Source organism: Corynebacterium sp. H127 (genome assembly GCF_037482665.1).
Classification (GTDB): Bacteria; Actinomycetota; Actinomycetes; order Mycobacteriales; family Mycobacteriaceae; genus Corynebacterium.
In genome coordinates this window covers 1-19,294 of sequence record NZ_JBBHKY010000009.1, presented here as the reverse complement: position 1 = coordinate 19,294, position 19,294 = coordinate 1, and the positions used below count along the sequence as shown (strand labels likewise).

The window sequence follows — 19,294 nt, the reverse complement described above, 5'->3', positions numbered from 1 at the left end:
TTCGAACCAAAAGGATAAGTACTGGTGAGCGACATCGAGTTGACCGAAGCTAACCTCAATGCCTTAGCGGATGCGGCTGTCGCTGCGTTTAATCAGGCGCAGAACCTCGATGAGCTGGCGGAGGCTCGCAAGGCTCACCTGGCAGATGATGCCCCGATTTCCCTGGCGCGTCGCGCATTGGGAACGATCCCTAAGGATCAGCGCAAGGATGCCGGCCGCTTTGTGAACATGGCTCGTGGCCGCGCTGAGAAAGCCTTCGCCGAGGTCAAGGTTGTGCTTGAGGAGAAGCGAAACGCCGAGGTATTGGTGGAAGAGCGCGTCGACGTGACGGTTCCTACTACCCGCCGTCAAGGTGCTATGCACCCGATCACGCAGCTCTCCGAGAACATCGCCGACATCTTCATCGGCATGGGCTGGGAGATCGCCGAAGGCCCCGAGGTGGAGGCGGAATACTTCAACTTCGATGCCCTGAACTTCCTGCCGGACCACCCGGCACGCACCCTGCAAGACACCTTCCATGTATCTGTGGAAGGTTCCAAGCAGGTGCTGCGTACGCATACCTCTCCAGTTCAGGTGCGCACCTTGTTGTCCCGGGACGTGCCGGTATACATTGCCTGCCCGGGACGGGTGTTCCGCACTGACGAGTTGGATGCCACCCATACTCCGGTGTTCCATCAGATTGAAGGATTGGCCGTCGATAAGGGCCTTACTATGGCGCACCTGCGCGGCACCCTGGACCACCTGGCCAAGACCCTATTCGGCCCGGAAACCCGCACCCGGATGCGTACCAACTTCTTCCCGTTCACGGAGCCATCGGCTGAGGTAGACGTGTGGTTCCCGAATAAGAAGGGTGGCGCAGGCTGGATCGAATGGGGCGGATGCGGCATGGTCAACCCGAACGTACTGCGTGCGGCGGGCATTGACCCTGAGGTGTACACCGGCTTTGCCTTCGGCATGGGCCTTGAGCGCACCCTGCAGTTCCGCAACGGCCTGTCGGATATGCGTGACATGGTCGAAGGCGATGTCCGTTTCACCCTGCCATTCGGCGTGCAAGCTTAAAGGAGATTTTGAAATGCTGCTATCCCAAAACTGGGTTACTTCACTGCTTGGCGCTCGAAACGAGGGCTGGTCTGTCACTGCAGAAGAGCTAGATGCCGGTTATGTCCGCGTCGGCTTCGAGACCGAGGGTTACGCGCCGATCGAAGAGACCACCGGACCCCTGGTGCTCGGCGTAGTAGAGAATATTGAAGAACTGACTGGTTTTAAGAAGCCGATCCGCTTCTGCAAGGTCAACGTGGGTAACCCGGAACCGCAGGGCATCGTCTGTGGCGCTCGCAATTTCGCAGTAGGCGACACCGTGGTTGTCTCCCTGCCAGGTGCAGAGCTGCCCGGAGGCTTCAAGATTGCCGCCCGTGAAACCTATGACCATGTCTCCGAGGGCATGATCTGCTCCGCTGCAGAGCTGGGCTTGGCCAGCAAGCAGACCAAGGGCATCATCACGCTACCTGCCTCCGCAGGCAAGCCAGGCGATGACGCCCGCGCTGTCCTCGGCCTGAACGACACTGTCTTTGATGTCAACGTCACCCCGGATCGTGGCTACGCGCTGTCCGCCCGCGGCCTCACCCGCGAGATTGCTTCCGCATTTGACCTGGCATACACCGACCCAGCGTTGGATCCCTCCGTAGCCGGCATTAACGTGAACGTGCCTGCCGTCGCCGGCGCGGCGCTGCCGGTGGAGATTGACCCGGCGACCAAGACGGTTCGCTTCGGTTTGCGCAAGGTCACTGGCATCGACCCAAATGCTAAGACCCCATTCTGGATGGAGCGCGAGCTGATGCTCTCCGGCCAGCGTTTGGTCAACCTCCCAACCGACATCACCAACTATGTGATGATCCTGCTCGGCCAGCCGATGCATGCTTTTGATGCTGCCCGCATCGAGGGATCCTTGCGCATCCGCAACGCTCAGGCAGGGGAGAAGCTCAGCACCCTGGATCATGTGGACCGCGACCTGGATCCCGAAGATGTGGTGATCTGCGATGAAAAGGGCATCCAGTCCCTGGCAGGCGTCATGGGCGGCTCCACCTCCGAGATCGGCGAGGGCACCACTGAGGTGTACTTCGAAGCTGCCATTTGGGATCCCATCACCGTGGCCCGCACGTGCCGCCGGCACAAGCTTTCCTCTGAAGCATCACGCCGCTTCGAGCGCGGTGTCGATCCAACACTGTGTGAAGTAGCTCTTGATATCGCTGCATCCTTGCTGGTCCAGTACGGTGGCGGCCAAGTCGCCGCTGGTCGCACCATGCTTGGCGACGTCCCCGCAGCCACCGCTGTGGAGCTGCCGGCTGACTTCCCAAGCAAGATCGCGGGCGTCGAATACAACCGTGACACCGTGGTACGCCGCCTATCCGAGGTCGGCTGCGAAGTGAGCGGCGAGGAAGTTTTGCAGGTGACTCCACCGACATGGCGCCCGGACCTGACCTTCAAGGAATCCCTCGTTGAAGAGGTGCTGCGGCTCGAAGGCCTGGAGGCTATTCCTTCCCTCGTTCCGACTGCACCAGCTGGCCAGGGATTGACCCCGGCGCAGCGCCGCCGTCGTGCGATCACCCACGCCCTCGCATACAGCGGATACCTGGAAATCCTACCGAGCCCATTCATCGCCAATGACACCTTCGAGGTGTGGGGACTCAACGCGGATGATCCGCGTCGCAGCGTGGTGAAAGTGCAGAATCCGCTGGAATCAGATCATGCGATCCTCGGTACCACCTTGCTGCCTTCGATGCTGGATGCTGTTAAACGCAACGTCGCCCGCGGCCAGAGCGATATGACGCTCTACGGCGTGGAGCAGGTGAGCTTCGCTCGGGGCACCGGTGTATCACCGATGCCGTCGGTTAGCGAGCGGCCTGCGGAGGAAACCATCGCTGAGCTGATTGAGTCCCTGCCGTACCAACCGCTGCACGTGGCGACGGTCGGTGCGGGCGCGATTGTCCCGGAGGGGCCATGGGGTGAGGGGCGCGCCTACACCTACGCCGATGCCATCGAATCCGCCCGCATGGTGGCGCGTGCCGCCGACGTGCAGCTCGAGGTCGCCAATGCAGAGATGCTGCCGTGGCACCCGGGCCGGTGCGCCGAGCTGTCGGTGAATGGTGAAGTCGTGGGCTACGCCGGCGAGCTGCACCCGCAGGTTCTCGAGCGTGCCGGGCTGCCGGCCCGCACCTGCGCCATGGAGCTGAATATCTCCGCGCTGCCGTTCGAGCCATCTTTCCCGGCACCAACGCTGTCCGCGTTCCCTGCGCTGTTGCAGGACGTTGCCCTGGTGGTCACTGAAGATACCCCGGCTGAGGCCGTACGCGCCGTAGTCGAAGCGGCTGCCGGTGACCTGCTGGAAAAGGTCGAGCTTTTCGACGTCTACCGCTCCGAGCAACTCGGTGCGGACAAAAAGTCCTTGGCGTTCTCCCTGGTGTTCCGCGCCACGGATCGCACGCTGACGGACGATGAATGTTCCGAGGCCAGAATGGCCGCTGTAAAGGCCGCTGAGGCCAAGTTCAACGCAAGACTGCGAGCATAAATGTCAACCACAATTAGTAATACCCCCGCCGAGATCGTTGATGTAGCCAAGGATGCCTTGCTACACAAGGCGAAAGCCCCGCTGGCTACAAAGGTGACGTCGGCGATGTTTGCTGGCGCGATGATCGCGCTCGGCTTTGTTTTCTATGTCACCTCCCAGAACGGTTCGGCGGGCATGCCCTACGGGCTAGCAAAGGTCGTTGGCGGCATTGTGTTCTCCGTAGGCCTCGGCCTAGTGGTGATCACCGGTGCTGACCTGTTCACCTCCACCTCGATGACCCCGATCCTGCTGAAGGACAAACTGATCAGCCCGGTGGAAATGGTGCTGCACTGGGTGGTGGTGTACCTGGGCAACATGCTGGGGGCCTTCCTCATCGTGCTGTTCATCTTCTTCGGTGGCACTGCGCATCAAGGACACGGTGGCTGGGGCGCAGTGGTGATCAACACCGCGCTATCCAAGACCAGTCACTCTTTTAGTGAGTCTGTCTGCCTTGGCATCATGTGTAATATCTTCGTGTGTTTGGCGGTATGGCTTGCCTACGCTGGTAAGACCGTCTCCGATAAAGTCTTGGCCCTGACCCTGCCGATCGGTGCCTTCGTGGCGACCGGCTTTGAGCACTCTGTGGCTAACATGTTCATGATCCCGCTGGCCCTGTTGCTCAAGGGGCAGGCGGATCCGGCGGTAATGGAAGCGATGGCGGGCACCGATATCAGCGGTCTGACCATTTCTAGCTACCTGATTCATAACCTGGTGCCGGTGACCATCGGCAATCTCATTGGTGGTTCGATCATCGCGCTAGGTATGGCCTACTGGCATCGTGAGCGCGTCCATCACGCATAGGGGGGCACAACACTCACTGCATACTTTCCAAAACTATGCATAGTATGCTAGCCTGGTCGGCATGACTATTAATGTGGCCATCGCTGGTGCTTCGGGATACGCAGGCGGGGAGATTCTCCGCCTGCTACTCAATCATCCGGCGTATGCTTCTGGGGAACTGACCATCGGCGCCCTGACTGGCAGCTCCAATGCTGGCCAGCTACTCGGCGACTTGATGCCACACCTGCCACAACTGCGTCAACGACGTCTGGTTGATACCAACAAAGATACCCTTGCAGGCCACGACGTGGTGTTCCTGGGCTTGCCGCATGGATTCTCTGCGGAGATCGCCCGGCAGCTTGGCCCAGAGGTCATTGTGATTGACTGCGCCGCCGACTTCCGGCTGCACAACGCTGCGGATTGGGAAAAGTTCTACGGCACCGAGCATGCAGGCACCTGGGCATATGGTATTCCGGAGATGCCGGGACACCGGGAACAAATCCGCGGCGCGAAGCGGGTAGCGGTCCCCGGGTGTTTCCCCACGGGGGCTACGCTCGCGGCGCTTCCTGCCGTCGCAAAGCAGCTGGTGGAGCCCACCCTGAACGTGGTGTCTATCACCGGCGTGTCCGGTGCGGGCAAGAAGGCCAGCGTTGCCATGCTCGGCGCGGAAACCATGGGCAATGTCAAGGCCTATAACACTGCTGGTAAGCACCGGCACACCCCCGAGATCACGCAGAATTTGGCCGAGGTGACGGACAAACAGGTGAGTGTGAGCTTCACGCCGGTGCTCGCACCGATGCCACGTGGAATCCTCACCACCATCACCGCGCCGCTGCTCAGCGAGGAAGATCCGCACGCGATCTACTCGCAGTTCTACCAAGACGAGCCGTTCATCCACGTGCTACCGGAAGGTGAGCAGCCACAGACGAAGAACGTGGTTGGTTCTAACTCAGTCCACATCCAAGTCGAGGCGAACAAGGATGCTGGCGTGCTGCTGGTAACCAGCGCTATCGACAACCTGACCAAGGGCACCGCCGGTGCCGCCGTGCAGTGCATGAATCTGGCTGTCGGATACCACGAAACCGCTGGTCTGCCTCTTAGCGGCCTGGCTCCTTAAAGGAGGACTAATGTCAATCACCACGCCACAGGGATTCTTGGCCGCCGCCACGACCGCCGGAATCAAACCATCTGGAAACCCCGATATGGCGCTCGTTGTGAACGAGGGCCCGGAATTCACGGCGGCCGGCGTTTTCACCCGCAACCGGGTCTTCGCTGCGCCGGTAAAGCTGTCGAAGCAGGCGCTTGCCGACGGCCAATTGCGCGCCATCCTGTACAACTCTGGAAACGCCAATGCCTGCAATGGTATCCAAGGTGAGAAAGATGCCCAGGAGAGTATCGCTGCGGTAGCTGCGGCACTTGGCGTTGCGCCAGGCGATGTCGCGGCCTGTTCTACCGGCATCATCGGAGAGCCCATGCCCATGGTGAAGGTGCTCGCTGGCGTCGCAACGCTTGCGGATAACCTCGGTGATCATGGTGCTGCGGCCGCGCGGGCCATCATGACCACTGACACGGTGCAGAAAGAAGTGTTGGTCGCGGGGGAGGGCTGGCAGCTCGGTGGCATGGGTAAAGGCGTTGGCATGATGGCGCCATCCCTGGCCACAATGCTGGTCTGCCTGACCACCGACGCGGCTGTATCGCAACAGGTGGCCCAGGAAGCCCTCGTGAAGGCCTGCAACCTCACATTCAACACTTTGGATATCGATGGTTCTACCTCAACCAATGACACCGTCATTCTGATGGCAAACGGCGCGTCCGGTGTGACCCCGACTGTTGCGGAGTTTGAAGCGGCCGTATTGCAGGCATGCTCCGACCTCGCCGACCAGCTGCAAGGTGATGCCGAGGGCGTGACCAAGCGGGTCAAGATCACTGTCCAGGGCACCAGCACGAACGAGCAAGCTCTTGCGGCCGCACGCACTCTTGGCCGGGACAACCTCTTCAAATGCGCGATGTTTGGCTCCGATCCGAACTGGGGGCGCGTGTTGGCGGCCGTCGGCATGGCGGATGCAGACATGGACCCGGAGAACATCTCCGTGTTCTTCAACGGTCACGCCGTCTGCGAGCGGACCACCGGTACCCCAAGTGCGCGCGAGGTAGATCTCTCGGGCTCCGACATCGACGTCCGCGTTGATCTCGGCACCGCAGGACCGGGAACCGCCACCGTGCGCACCACTGACCTTTCCCATGAGTATGTCGAGATCAACTCGGCATACTCCAGCTAGGAGCTAGTCATGACTACCGATCTCAACCCTGCTGAGCGGGCGCACGTCCTCGCCGAGGCATTGCCCTGGCTGCAGCACTACCGCGACAAGATCGTGGTGGTGAAATACGGCGGCAACGCCATGGTGGATGACAACCTCAAGGCTGCGTTTGCAGCTGACATGGTATTCCTGCGCACCGTTGGGGTAAAACCGGTGGTGGTGCACGGCGGTGGCCCCCAGATCTCCGCGATGTTGCGAAGGCTCGACCTGGACGGCGAATTCAAGGGCGGTTTCCGTGTGACCACTCCGGAGGTCATGGAAGTGGTCCGCATGGTGCTCTTTGGCCAGGTAGGCCGGGATCTGGTCAACCTGATCAACTCGCATGGCCCCTACGCAGTCGGCACGTCCGGTGAGGACGGCGGGCTGTTCCGCGCCGAAAAGCGGCTTGTCGACGTCAACGGCGTTGCCACCGACATCGGACTCGTCGGCAACATCACCGAAGTCAACGCCAACACGATCATGGACATCATCGACGCCGGCAGGATCCCCGTGGTCTCCACTGTGGCACCAGGTGATGACGGCGAGGTGTACAACATCAATGCCGATACCGCAGCAGGAGCTCTCGCCGGCGCCCTCGGGGCGGAACGCCTCGTGATCCTGACCAATGTGGAAGGCCTGTACACCAACTGGCCGAACAAGGATTCACTGGTCAGTGCGATCAAGTCCTCCAAGCTGCGGGAGATTTTGCCGGGGTTGGATTCCGGCATGATCCCTAAGATGGAGTCGTGTTTGGCCGCCGTCGATAAGGGCGTGGCGGCATCGCACGTCATTGACGGGCGCATTGCGCACTCGGTCCTGCTTGAGCTGCTGACTATGGGTGGCATCGGAACGATGGTGCTGCCGGATGGCTACGACCGCGAAAACTACCCGGATGGCACCGTGTTCAGGAAGGACAAGTAAATGACGCAATGGTCAAGCACGCTGATGGACAACTACGGCACCCCGGCGCTGAAGATCGTGAGCGCTGCGGGTTCCACCCTGAGCGATTCTGAAGGGCGCACGCACCTGGATTTGCTAGCCGGAATTGCGGTGAACTCCCTCGGCTACGGCCACCCCGCAGTGGTCAAGGCAGTCTCGGAGCAGGTGGCCAACTTTGCGCACACCTCGAATCTCTTCCAGACCGATCCCGTCCTGGAACTGGGGGCTAAGCTCATCCAACGTTTTGCCGCCGAGGACACCGAGCTGGCTGCCCAAACGCGCGTGTTCTTCTGCAACTCGGGTGCGGAGGCTAATGAAGCGGCCTTCAAGCTGGCACGTCTCACCGGAAAGCGTCGTATCCTCGCGGCCGAGCACGGCTTCCACGGCCGCACGATGGGCTCGCTCGCGATGACTGGTCAACCAGATAAGCGCAAGGCCTTCGAGCCACTGCCTGCTGGCGTAGAGTTCTACCCCTTCGGGGACATCGATTATCTGCGCAGACTAGTCGAGATGAACCCAAGCGACGTGGCAGCCATCATCATGGAACCAATTCAGGGGGAAACCGGTGTGATCCCGGCTCCAGAAGGTTTCCTGTACCAGGTGCGTCAACTGTGTGATGAGCATGGGATTTTGTTCGTGGTCGATGAGGTACAGACCGGGATCGGTCGTACCTGTGACTTCTTTGCGCACCAACATGATGGGGTCATCCCAGATGTAGTGACCATGGCGAAGGGACTCGGCGGTGGCCTACCGATCGGGGCGTGCTTGGCGCACGGCGCGGCGGCGAAACTGTTTACCCCTGGCACCCACGGCACCACTTTTGGTGGCAACCCGGTTGCCTGCGCGGCCGGCAATGCGGTGCTGGACATCATCGACGACAACTTTGTTGCGGAGGTGGATCGAAAAGGCACCGCCTTCGCTGCGCAGCTGAGCAGGATCGAGCAGGTAGACTATGTCCGAGGCCGTGGTCTGATGCTGGGCGTGGTACTCAAGGGGGAGTGGGCGAAACAAGCCGTGGCGAAGGGCCCCGAGTATGGGCTGATTTTGAACGCGCCGTCGGCAAGCGTGTTGCGTCTGACGCCACCCCTCGTGATCACCGCAGCCGAGCTGAACACCGCGGCGCAGCGCCTTGCTGAGCTGCTTGCTGACATCCAGAAGGAGTCCTAAATGGTTCGTCATTTTCTCGCCGATGATGACCTCACCCCGGCGGAACAAGCCGAGGTGCTGCAGCTCGCGGCGGAGCTGAAAGCGGCGCCACTGTCTCGGCGCCCGTTTGAGGGGCCACTATCTGTGGCGGTGCTTTTTGATAAGACCTCTACCCGTACGCGCTTTTCCTTTGACGCCGGTATCGCGCAGCTCGGCGGGCACGCGATTGTTGTTGATTCCGGGAAGTCGCAGATGGGGAAGGGAGAAACTTTCCAGGACACCGGAGCGGTGCTGTCGCGGTTCGTCGAAGCCATCGTGTGGCGCACCTACGCGCACAGCAATCTGGAGCAGATGGCGGAGACGGCCACAGTGCCGATCGTGAACGCGCTATCTGATGACCTGCACCCCTGCCAGATCCTGGCGGACCTGCAGACCTGTGTTGAGAACCTGTGCCCGGAGGAAGGGCCAGCGGGTTTGCGGGGGAAGAAGGCCGTGTACCTGGGCGACGGGGATAACAACATGGCGAACTCTTACCTGATCGGCTTTGCGACGGCGGGCATGGACATCGCTATTTGCGCGCCGAAAGAGTTCCAACCGCAGCCACGCTTTTGCGAGCGCGCGGAGGCTCGTGCTGCGGAAACCGGAGCGAAGGTGACCGTGAGTGATTCTCCGGACGTGGTCGATGGCGCCGATGTCGTGATCACTGACACGTGGGTGTCTATGGGGATGGAAAATGACGGCCTCGATCGGCGGACACCTTTCCTGCCGTATCAGGTCAATAGTGACGTCATGGCGCGTGCGGCAGCGGGGGCAGTGTTCCTGCACTGCTTGCCGGCGTATCGTGGCAACGAGGTCACTGCGGACGTCATTGATGGACCGCAGTCGCGTGTGTTTGATGAGGCCGAGAATCGGCTCCACGCGCAAAAGGCCCTGTTGGTATGGCTGATGGAGCATCAAAATGACTAGTCCCGTAACTCGCACTGCGCGCCAGGCCCGCATTCTGGAGATACTCGAACGCTACCGCGTCTCCAGCCAGGTGCAGCTTTCTGAACTGCTCCTCGATGAGGGCATTGACATCACCCAGGCAACCCTGTCGCGCGATCTCGACGAGTTGGGGGCGAAGAAGGTGCGCCCCGATGGCGGGCGTGCGTTCTACGCCGTGGGGCTTGTCGACGGCCAGCGGATCGAGCAGCCGCGCGGCCCGCAGGAAAAACTGCGTCGCATGCTCGACGATCTGCTGGTGTCCGTAGACCACACCGGAAACATTGCGGTGCTGCGCACACCACCGGGTGCCGCCCAGTACCTTGCTAGCTTCATCGATCGGGTGGGCATGAACGAGGTAGTGGGCACTATTGCAGGCGATGATACCGTTTTCGTGCTGGCACGAGAGCCAATGTCAGGCAAGGAACTTGGCGAGCTATTTAGCCGCCGGTCATAATCTTTTTATTAGCTTTTCAATCAACCTAGGAGAAACATTTCATGTCTAATCGCGTTGTTCTCGCGTATTCCGGCGGCCTCGACACCTCCGTTGCCATCCCTTACCTGGCTAAAATGACCGGCGGCGAAGTCATCGCCGTTTCCCTCGACCTCGGCCAGGGCGGCGAGGACATAGAGTCCGTCCGCCAGCGTGCCCTGGACTGTGGCGCCGTGGAATCCATCGTTATTGACGCGAAGGATGAGTTTGCTAACGAGTACTGCCTGCCAACCATCAAGGCTAACGGCATGTACATGAAGCAGTACCCGCTGGTCTCCGCGATTTCCCGCCCGCTCATCGTCAAGCATCTGATCAAGGCAGCCCAGGAGCATGGCGGCACGCACGTCTCCCACGGTTGCACCGGTAAGGGTAATGACCAAGTTCGCTTTGAGGTCGGCTTCCGTGCACTGGATCCTTCCCTGGAGATCATCGCCCCAGCCCGCGACTACGCCTGGACCCGCGACAAGGCCATTGCCTTTGCCGAGGAAATCAACCTGCCTATCGAGCAGTCCAAGAAGTCCCCGTTCTCCATCGACCAGAACGTGTGGGGTCGCGCCATCGAGACCGGCTTCCTGGAGGACCTGTGGAACCCACCAACCAAGGATCTCTACGCCTACACCGAGGACCCAGCCCTCGGTAACGCCCCAGACGAGCTGATCATCTCCTTCGAGGGTGGCAAGCCAGTGGCTATCGACGGCCGTCCAGTGAGCGTCCTCGAGGCCATCGAAGAGCTCAACCGTCGTGGCGGTGCACAGGGCGTTGGTCGCCTGGATATGGTGGAGGACCGCCTCGTGGGCATTAAGTCCCGCGAGATCTACGAGGCACCGGGCGCGATGGTGCTAATCAAGGCGCACGAAGCTCTGGAAGACGTCACCGTCGAGCGCGAGCTCGGCCGCTACAAGCGCCTGATTGATTCCCGCTGGTCCGAGGAAGTCTATGACGGCCTGTGGTTCGGCCCACTCAAGCGCTCCCTGGAGGCGTTCATCGATAGCACCCAGGAGCATGTCACTGGCGATATCCGCATCGTGCTGCACGCCGGTGCCATCATCATCAATGGCCGCCGTTCCAACCACTCCCTGTACGACTTCAACCTGGCTACCTACGACACCGGTGACACCTTCGACCAGACCGCGGCGAAGGGCTTCGTGCAGCTGCACGGGCTGTCCACGGAGATCGCCAACAAGCGCGACCGCGAGGCCTAAATGTCCGGAACTAACGAAGGTGCTCTCTGGGGCGGCCGCTTCGCCGGCGGCCCTGCGGAGGCGATGTTCGCCCTTTCAGTGTCCACTCATTTCGACTGGGTACTGGCTCCTTATGATGTGCTGGCTTCTAAGGCACACGCCCGCGTGTTGCACAAGGCCGGCCTGCTTTCCGACGCTGACCTGGACACAATGCTGTCCGGCTTAGATGAGCTTGGTGCCGCCGTGGCTTCGGGTTCGTTCAAGCCATTGCCAACCGACGAAGATGTGCACGGCGCCATGGAGCGCGGTCTGATTGACATCGTTGGTCCCGAGGTCGGTGGCCGCTTGCGTGCAGGGCGCTCCCGTAACGACCAAGTAGCAACCCTGTTCCGCATGTGGGTGCGCGACGCAGTGCGTTCTGTGGCGGTGCAGGTGGTGGAGTTGGTGGAAGCGCTCGTTACCCAGGCAGCCGCGCACCCTAGCGCGATCATGCCGGGCAAGACGCACTCCCAGGCGGCGCAGCCAGTGCTGCTTGCACATCAGTTGTTGGCGCATGCGCAGCCGCTGTTGCGCGATGTTGCTCGTATCCAAGATTTGGATAAGCGACTCGCCGTGTCGCCTTATGGCTCCGGCGCACTCGCAGGTTCTTCACTGTCTTTGGACCCGGAGGCAATTGCCGCCGAGCTGGGCTTTGATTCCTCCTGCGATAACTCGATCGACGGTACTTCCTCCCGAGACTTCGCCTCGGAGACGGCTTTTGTGCTGGCGCAGATCGCGGTGGATATGTCCCGGTTGGCTGAGGAGATCATCTACTGGTGTACCCCGGAATACGGATACGTCACGCTGTCTGATGCGTGGTCCACTGGATCCTCGATTATGCCGCAGAAGAAGAATCCGGATGTGGCCGAATTGACCCGCGGCAAGACGGGTCGATTGATCGGCAATTTGACTGGTTTATTGGCTACGTTGAAAGCGCAGCCGCTGGCGTATAACCGCGACCTGCAGGAAGACAAGGAGCCTATTGTGGACTCCTTCGCCCAGCTGAACCTGCTGCTGCCTGCTCTCACAGGGTTGGTAGCCACGCTGACGTTCCATGAGGATCGGACGCTGGAATTGGCGCCTGCTGGATTCACACTTGCCACGGATCTCGCGGAATGGATGGTGCGGGAAGGTGTGCCGTTCCGGGAAGCTCATGAGGCCTCGGGCGCGTGCGTGCGCTTGGCCGAGGCCAGGGGAGTGGGCCTGGATGAATTAACGGATGAGGAGCTTGCTGCTGTTGACGCACGGCTAACTCCCGCCGTGCGTTCGGTTCTCACCGTCGAAGGCGCAGTGGCTTCTCGCGCGACCCGCGGTGGTACCGCTGGGGTGCGTGTGGCAGAGCAGCGCACTCGCGTTACGGATACGGCCGCTGAGTTTAAGAAGTGGGCGGAGCACCCGGTTCGCGGTTAGTCATTACCCGGTTGCTGCCTGCGCGGTGAGCAGCCGGGCTGCGGTTGCGTCTGGCGTAACCGGCATCATCAACCCACCAGGGGATTCCCTCCCGAAGCTGAAGATGACGCCGAATCCCGCTGTCGTCATTGCGGCGATGATGGCGGCGACATAGTAGGCCGAGATTAGCGATGTCGGTCCAACCGCCCCGCGACCAGGCCCGCACATGGTGGGCGTCGCAGCGACTAGCCGGGACATCACACCCGGGATGCTGGCACACCAGGTCCCGGGCCATCAGCGATATGCGCTGCGACCAGTTGGCGCAGCGTTGCCCGGTCACGAGGTGCTTGACTGCCCCCTTATGATCGTGGACCACGATGTAATCGGTGACGCGATCGGATCCGAGATAATCAATGTCGAACAAGTTGAGATCGATGCCGACGTTGGTGGCGAATTTTCCTCGCCAATCAAAGCCATCGCCATCAGTAACAGAGACAACGAGGGAACAGTGCCCGGTTGCTGCCCGCCGATTACTCGAGGCCCAGCGCACCATGTGTTCAAAGGCGTCGAAGTTGCGTTGAGTGATCGTGCGGGGATCCTCCTGCTTTGGGGAATCGGCGCGGAAAGCTTGGTCGAGTAGCGAGGCCATCAGCGCTGCGGTCGCGGCGGGAGCGTAGCCATAGAAGCTGCAGCCCCCGCGGGCATCTGGGCGTCGTATAGTGAAGCGACGCGCGCGATGGGCTGCCGTGACGTCTCCGGTCAGGCGCTCATTTTCCTCACGCACTAGTCGTTTGGTGTAGGCGAAGGTCGCCTCTGGGGAGGAGCGATGCGCCGTGGCGGCGGCAAGGTCGTAGATTTCCTGGCGGCGCTTGCTGCTACCAGAGTGCTTTTCCAGGGCGTTGAGAATCAGATCCTGTGTTTCAACTGGGACGGAGTCGGCCCAGTAGTAGCTTGCGCGTCGTTCGAGCAGTTTCGCGGCACGGCGGGAGAGGCCGGCATCAGTGAGTTCGTAGTGCTGCTTGCCGTGGGCGAGTTCGGTCTCCAGGCGGGCGATTTCTTCTTTGAGCGCTTGCAATTGGCCGATGTCCTCGAAACTAACGCTGGCACGTGCGTGTTTCAGCGTTGCTATCAGTTCCGCGATCATATCCCCACCCCCGTAGTTCTTAAGTCCTATTATAGCACCATCATGTTAGAACGCAAGAGCTAATAGCGGTTGAGTAACAGTCGTAATATTGTTAGTAAACGAACACAGTAGCTAATTGTTTATCCACTTACGCTGCGGTATGAACTAATCAGCAATAAGATCGGATTATGGAGACTAGTTCTGGAGGCTCAAAAAGGTCCGGCCTAGGCGTCGGAGCAGTGCTTATCGCAGTAGTGCTCATTGGGGTAATCGTGGCAGCTGTGATCCTGGGGCGCGGCGGTGGGGACGCACCACTGGCCGGAGGGGCGAAGACAGTCAAAGTGGTCATGGGCTCAGAGAAGCTGCCGTATTTTTCGGATCCAGCGGTGATCAACCGCCTCGATGAACTCGGCCTAAAAGTAGAAGCCACCCCAAGCGGTTCCCGCAAAATTGCCACCCGGGCTGACTTGAAGAACTTCGATGCTGCGTTCCCTTCGTCGGCAACCGCGGCCGAGAAGATCGCTCGGGAGACACAACCGCAAGGCACCTACACACCTTTTCACTCGCCGATGGCCATTGCCACCTTCGAGCCCATCCTGAGCGCGCTGGAGCGGGAGCAAGTTGCGCAGCAAAAGGATGGCGTTTGGTACATCAATGTGGAGAAGTATTTGGAGCTCGCCAAGAGCGGGAAGCGTTGGCGTGACATCGCTCCAGACTTTCCATCTCCGCTAGCGGTGCAGATCTCGTCCACGGATATCCGAAGCTCCAACTCGGCCGCTATGTATCTATCGATCGCCGCATGGGTGGCCAACGGCGGAAACGTCCCAGCCACCGACGCTGAGGTTGAGAAAGTAGTGCAGGAGGTCAGCCCGCTGTTTACCCACCAGGGCTATACCGGTGGCAGCTCTGCGGGCCCCTTCGCCGAGTACCTTTCCCAGGGGATGGGAGCCCGCCCAATGGTCATGATCTATGAAGCGCAGTTCATCGGCCAACAGCTGGAGGCACCGAATCCGACCGACATGCTGGCCTACCTGGACCCCACCATGTCCTCGCAGCACACCGTACTGAGCTATACGGACGAGGGCAGTGCGCTTGGCGACGCCCTGCAGCACGACCCCGAGTTGCAGAAGCTCGCTGCACGCCACGGCTTTCGCCCAAACACTCCGGGAATTTTCAACCAGGAACTGCAGCAGGCTGGTGTGACACCGCCACCGGAGTTCTTGCCGACGGTCAACCCGCCAGATTTTGAACGCCTGGAGCAGCTCATCGAGGGTGTTGCCGCCCAGTACAACAGCACCGCGCCACCTGAAGGAGCACCGGAGCAATGAAAAGAGTAATAGTCGCGCTGATCGCTGCCGTGGGTTTGGTGGCCTGCGGGATCGAAAACCCATTGAGCTCGGGGGACAGCCTGAAGATTGTCACCGCAACCGAGCTCAAGGACATGGAACCGATCATTGCGCAGGCAAGCGAGGAACTGGGGTTCGACATCGAACTCAGCTATCCCGACGGCACCATCGCCAATTCGCTAGCGCTGAAGAATGGCGACTTTGATCGGCAGTACGATGCCACCTGGTTTGCCACGAACAAGTACGTAGACCTTTATGGGGCAGGGGACAAGCTACAGGCGTCGACAAGCATTGCCACCTCGCCCATCGCCTTCGGGGTGCGCGCAGACAAGGCACGCGAGCTGGGGTGGAACGATAAACAGCCGACCTGGCTGGAAGTGAGCCAGGCCGTGAAAGATAAGAAATTTAGCTACGGAATGACTGATCCCGCACGCAGTAATTCGGGCTTTTCGGCGCTGGTATCAGTGGCGACGGCACACGCGGATACCGGAGCGGCCCTGCAGATGAGCGACATGGAGAAGGTCAACGGTCCACTACGCGACTTCTTCGCGGGACAGAACCTCACCTCTGGTTCTTCCGGCTGGCTGGAGGAGGCGTTTAGCGCCGATCCGCAGCGTACCGACGCCATTGTCAACTATGAATCCGTGCTGCTGGACATGAAGAGTCGCATGGACATTGAGGTCGTCGTACCCGCAGATGGCGTCGTCACCGCCGACTATCCGCTCGCGGCGCTGGCCGAGCCGAGCAACGATCAAGCCACCGCGCAGGTGACCAAGCTGGGCGAATGGCTCCAGCAGCACAGCCAGCAGATCGTGGATGATACTGGGAGACGTCCAGCAGATCCCAACGCCCGCCCGCTGGCGGAGCATCAGCGCAACCCCGTCATCGAACTGCCATTCCCTGCGCGGCAGGACGTCGCAGATGAGCTCGTCTTCGCCTTCGCCAATGACCTCCGGCGCCCGGCAAAGACGGTGTTTGTGCTGGACCAATCCGGCTCTATGCAGGGGGATCGAATGCAGAGCCTGCACACGATCCTCACCGAGCTTGTCGACGGCCGAGCCCACACCGCTACCGGCCCGGTAGGACTGCGCAATCGTGAGGAAGTCTCCATTATCGCCTTCGACAGCGAGGTCTCGCGGCCGATTAGCGGCACCTATTCCACGAACAACCAGCGGCAAAATCAGCCGCTGCGGGACGCTATAGCGGGATTGGTTCCCGGCGGTCAAACCGCAGTCTACGACGCTCTGCAAAGTGCCTACCAGCAGTTTCCCAACTCGGAAGGGTCGATCCCATCGATCGTGTTGATGTCCGACGGTGCCACAAATACCGGCGCGACCTTCGAGGACTTTAAGAAGTTCCATGCCTCGCTCAGCCCGGAGCGGCGCCGAATCCCGGTGTTCATCATCCTCTACGGCGAATCCAATAACGCCGAAATGGAATCGCTCGCTGATCTGACCGAGGGAAAGACTTTCGATGCCACCAAGGGTGATCTGGGCAGCGCGTTTAAGGAGATCCGTGGGTACCAATAGCTGGTTTGCCTCCCGCAAAAATGTGGTGGGGATGGTCTTTGCGATCGCAGCCGTGCTGACGCATATCCTCATTGGCCTAGGTACCTTCTGGCCGGTGATCGCCATCGCCGCGTGGGGACTCGGTGTGGTGCTAACTCCGGGCGGGCCAGCAGCGCCCGCGATTTCCCCGGGGGAAACCTTCGCGGAAGCAGTGCAAAGCTCTGAGCAACGTTTCCGAATCCTTGGCGCGCATGGTTCCTCGCTGCGCCAGCTCGGCGAATTGAAATGGACAATCCGGGAGTTGGAAAAACACCTGGATGAGCTTTCTGCGCAGCCAATCCTCCTGCAAACCGTCTCTGAAATCGCCTATTCGCACTTACCGACACTGGAGGCCGCTTTCGCTGAGGTACCAGACATTGCCCGCAAAGAAGCCGTAGCGGAGCTAGATTCCTCGCTCGACCTGCTCAATACTGAGGCCGCGAAGATTCTGACTGCCATTGTGGAGCAGAAGTTCAAGGGGCTGGGGGATCAGCGCGCACTGCTCGAAGAGAAGTTCACCGGGGTTCAGCTCTACTTGGACGGGGGTTCAACAACTCCCTAAGGGGCTGTGAAGGTACAATTCCAACCATGAGTATTGATCCAAAACTGCTGGAAGTGCTGGTATGTCCGCAAGATAAGGGGCCTCTGGTCTATCTCGACGACGAGCAGAAACTCGTCAACGAGCGCATGGGCATTGCCTATCGCATCGATGATGGGATTCCAGTCATGCTTGCCGACGAAGCCGTCGCCTGGCCACCAGCAAATTAAAGGATCTAGTTGTGAACATTATTGACGAACTGCAATGGCGTGGCCTGATTAACCAGTCCACCGACATTGACGCCCTCCGCGAAGCCTGCGAAAACCCAATCACGCTGTACTGTGGCTTCGACCCAACGGGCGATTCGCTACATGCCGGCCACCTCGTGCCGATGATCATGCTCCGCCGTTTCCAGGAATTCGGACACCGTCCCATCACGCTCGCCGGTGGTGCCACCGGTTTCATCGGCGACCCGCGTGACGTCGGGGAGCGCTCCATGCTCACCCAGGATGCGATCGAACACAACCTGGAATCCATCAAAGACCAGCTGCGTGCCTTCGTGCGTTTCGACGGCGATAACCACGCCATCATGGTGAATAACGCCGACTGGACAATGAACATGTCCGTCATCGACTTCCTGCGTGACGTTGGTAAGAACTTCTCTCTTAATACGATGCTGGATCGCGATACTGTCAAGCGCCGACTGGAGAGTGACGGCATCTCCTACACCGAGTTTTCCTACATGCTGCTGCAGGCCAATGACTTCGTCCAGTTGCGTCGCTCGCATGATTGCATTCTGCAGATCGGTGGCGGCGATCAGTGGGGCAACATTGTCTCCGGTGTGGACCTCAACCGCCGTATCGACGGCGAGAAGACGCACGCGCTCACGGTTCCACTGGTTACGGATGCCTCCGGCCAGAAGTTCGGCAAGTCCACTGGCGGTGGCAAGCTCTGGCTCGACCCAGAAAAGACCTCTGCCTATTCCTGGTACCAGTACTTCCTCAATGCCGGCGACTCCGTAGTCATTGACTACCTGCGTTGGTTTACCTTCCTCACTCAGGAAGAAATCGCAGCTCTTGAAGTTGAAGTCGCGGAGCGGCCGTTCAAGCGCGAGGCTCAGCGACGGCTTGCCCAAGAAATGACGGACCTCGTACATGGGCACGACGCCACCGTCGCAGTTGAGCTCGCGGCACAGGCACTATTCGGGCGTGCTTCGCTCGCTGATCTGGATGAGAAGACCCTGGCGGGCGCACTGTCTGAAACCACGGTGTTTGACGTGCCCGCAGGGGAGCCCCGCACCATCATCGATCTCTTGGTGGGGGCTGGCCTCGCTGATTCGAAGGGGGCAGCACGCCGCACGATCAAGGAGGGCGGCGCCTACGTGAACAACGAGCGCATTGAGGCTGAAGAGTGGGAACCTCGTGCCGAGGATCTGCTGCATGGCAGCTGGCTCGTGCTGCGCAAGGGCAAAAAGAACTTTGCGGGCGCCCGGCTTTCCTAAATTGTTCAATTGTCCCGGTCGAAATTGTGCCTCTGACGTGCTGATTTGTCTTGCTGGTTAGAATTGCGTAACTTATTGCAAGTCAGCGAGACCGCAGCCCCAGGGGCTCGGCCGGTGGCAAAGAAAACCAAGATTGACAAATAGATTAACTTCTTGTTAACGTTGATCTTCAGTCGCTGATACGAAGCTCCATTGGGAGTGATGTTCAGTGTGCGTGTGTTGTTTGAGAACTCAATAGTGTGCCAAGTACTTATTTTGATACTTTTTGTATCTTTTGATTTTTTGGTTGTGTGTTGGTGCCGGCAGGCCCGGAGGGGTCTGTGTAAGCATTTAATACTCAACTTTTTGTGGTGGCGGGTTTTTCCTCGTCGGATTGTCGGTCATCACTTT

The 19,294-nt window shown here is 60.0% G+C and carries 17 protein-coding genes; 16 read left to right on the top strand and 1 reads right to left on the bottom strand.

What is annotated here, in order from left to right; genetic code table 11:
* Positions 1–24: 24 nt before the first annotated feature.
* The 11 genes from pheS (at position 25) to argH (ending at position 12,870) form a co-directional block, all read left to right on the top strand.
* The gene (gene pheS / locus WG936_RS09830) at positions 25–1,059 is read left to right on the top strand and encodes a phenylalanine--tRNA ligase subunit alpha (protein WP_339564568.1); all 1,035 of its coding nucleotides are present in this window, start codon (positions 25–27) and stop codon (positions 1,057–1,059) included.
* Positions 1,060–1,072: 13 nt separating this feature from the next.
* The gene (gene pheT / locus WG936_RS09825; RefSeq protein WP_339572810.1) at positions 1,073–3,565 is read left to right on the top strand and encodes a phenylalanine--tRNA ligase subunit beta; all 2,493 of its coding nucleotides are present in this window, start codon (positions 1,073–1,075) and stop codon (positions 3,563–3,565) included.
* Complete coding sequence (locus WG936_RS09820; RefSeq protein WP_339572809.1) at positions 3,566–4,405, top strand: formate/nitrite family transporter; 840 nt, start codon at positions 3,566–3,568, stop codon at positions 4,403–4,405.
* Positions 4,406–4,466: 61 nt separating this feature from the next.
* Positions 4,467–5,501, top strand: coding sequence for an N-acetyl-gamma-glutamyl-phosphate reductase (argC, locus tag WG936_RS09815; RefSeq protein ID WP_339564571.1), 1,035 nt, complete (start codon positions 4,467–4,469; stop codon positions 5,499–5,501).
* Between the two features lie 10 nt (positions 5,502–5,511).
* A complete protein-coding gene (gene argJ, locus WG936_RS09810) occupies positions 5,512–6,663 on the top strand; it encodes a bifunctional glutamate N-acetyltransferase/amino-acid acetyltransferase ArgJ (protein WP_339572808.1) in 1,152 nt (383 codons plus the stop codon).
* A gap of 9 nt (positions 6,664–6,672) precedes the next feature.
* On the top strand, positions 6,673–7,602 hold the full coding sequence (gene argB / locus WG936_RS09805; RefSeq protein ID WP_339564573.1) for an acetylglutamate kinase: 930 nt from the start codon (positions 6,673–6,675) through the stop codon (positions 7,600–7,602).
* Positions 7,603–8,787 carry an acetylornithine transaminase gene (locus WG936_RS09800; RefSeq protein ID WP_339572807.1) on the top strand — a complete coding sequence of 395 codons (1,185 nt, stop codon included), beginning with the start codon at positions 7,603–7,605 and terminating at the stop codon, positions 8,785–8,787.
* Positions 8,788–9,732, top strand: coding sequence for an ornithine carbamoyltransferase (gene argF / locus WG936_RS09795; protein ID WP_339572806.1), 945 nt, complete (start codon positions 8,788–8,790; stop codon positions 9,730–9,732).
* A complete protein-coding gene (locus tag WG936_RS09790; protein ID WP_339564576.1) occupies positions 9,725–10,204 on the top strand; it encodes an arginine repressor in 480 nt (159 codons plus the stop codon). Before argF ends, WG936_RS09790 begins: the two co-directional genes overlap by 8 nt.
* A gap of 41 nt (positions 10,205–10,245) precedes the next feature.
* Positions 10,246–11,442, top strand: a complete 1,197-nt coding sequence (locus WG936_RS09785) for an argininosuccinate synthase (RefSeq protein ID WP_339572805.1) — start codon at positions 10,246–10,248, stop codon at positions 11,440–11,442.
* Positions 11,443–12,870: an argininosuccinate lyase gene (argH, locus tag WG936_RS09780; protein WP_339572804.1), complete on the top strand. Its 1,428-nt coding sequence runs from the start codon at positions 11,443–11,445 to the stop codon at positions 12,868–12,870.
* Here the strand turns inward: argH and WG936_RS09775 are convergent.
* Entirely contained in the window at positions 12,836–13,993 is a 1,158-nt protein-coding gene (locus WG936_RS09775; protein WP_339572803.1) for an HNH endonuclease signature motif containing protein, read from the bottom strand. The two genes, argH and WG936_RS09775, sit on opposite strands and share 35 nt — an antisense overlap.
* A 218-nt stretch (positions 13,994–14,211) precedes the next feature.
* Here WG936_RS09775 and WG936_RS09770 point away from each other — a divergent pair, with 218 nt between their 5' ends.
* The 5 genes from WG936_RS09770 to tyrS are packed head-to-tail and all read left to right on the top strand — an operon-like array spanning position 14,212 to position 18,904.
* Positions 14,212–15,300, top strand: coding sequence for a hypothetical protein (locus WG936_RS09770; RefSeq protein ID WP_339572802.1), 1,089 nt, complete (start codon positions 14,212–14,214; stop codon positions 15,298–15,300).
* Complete coding sequence (locus WG936_RS09765; RefSeq protein ID WP_339572801.1) at positions 15,297–16,847, top strand: vWA domain-containing protein; 1,551 nt, start codon at positions 15,297–15,299, stop codon at positions 16,845–16,847. Before WG936_RS09770 ends, WG936_RS09765 begins: the two co-directional genes overlap by 4 nt.
* Positions 16,834–17,427, top strand: a complete 594-nt coding sequence (locus tag WG936_RS09760; protein ID WP_339572800.1) for a hypothetical protein — start codon at positions 16,834–16,836, stop codon at positions 17,425–17,427. The genes WG936_RS09765 and WG936_RS09760 overlap by 14 nt, the downstream gene beginning before the upstream one ends.
* 26 nt (positions 17,428–17,453) lie before the next feature.
* On the top strand, positions 17,454–17,633 hold the full coding sequence (locus WG936_RS09755; RefSeq protein ID WP_339564583.1) for a Trm112 family protein: 180 nt from the start codon (positions 17,454–17,456) through the stop codon (positions 17,631–17,633).
* 11 nt (positions 17,634–17,644) lie between these two features.
* Entirely contained in the window at positions 17,645–18,904 is a 1,260-nt protein-coding gene (tyrS, locus tag WG936_RS09750; RefSeq protein WP_339564584.1) for a tyrosine--tRNA ligase, read from the top strand.
* Positions 18,905–19,294 lie beyond the last annotated feature (390 nt).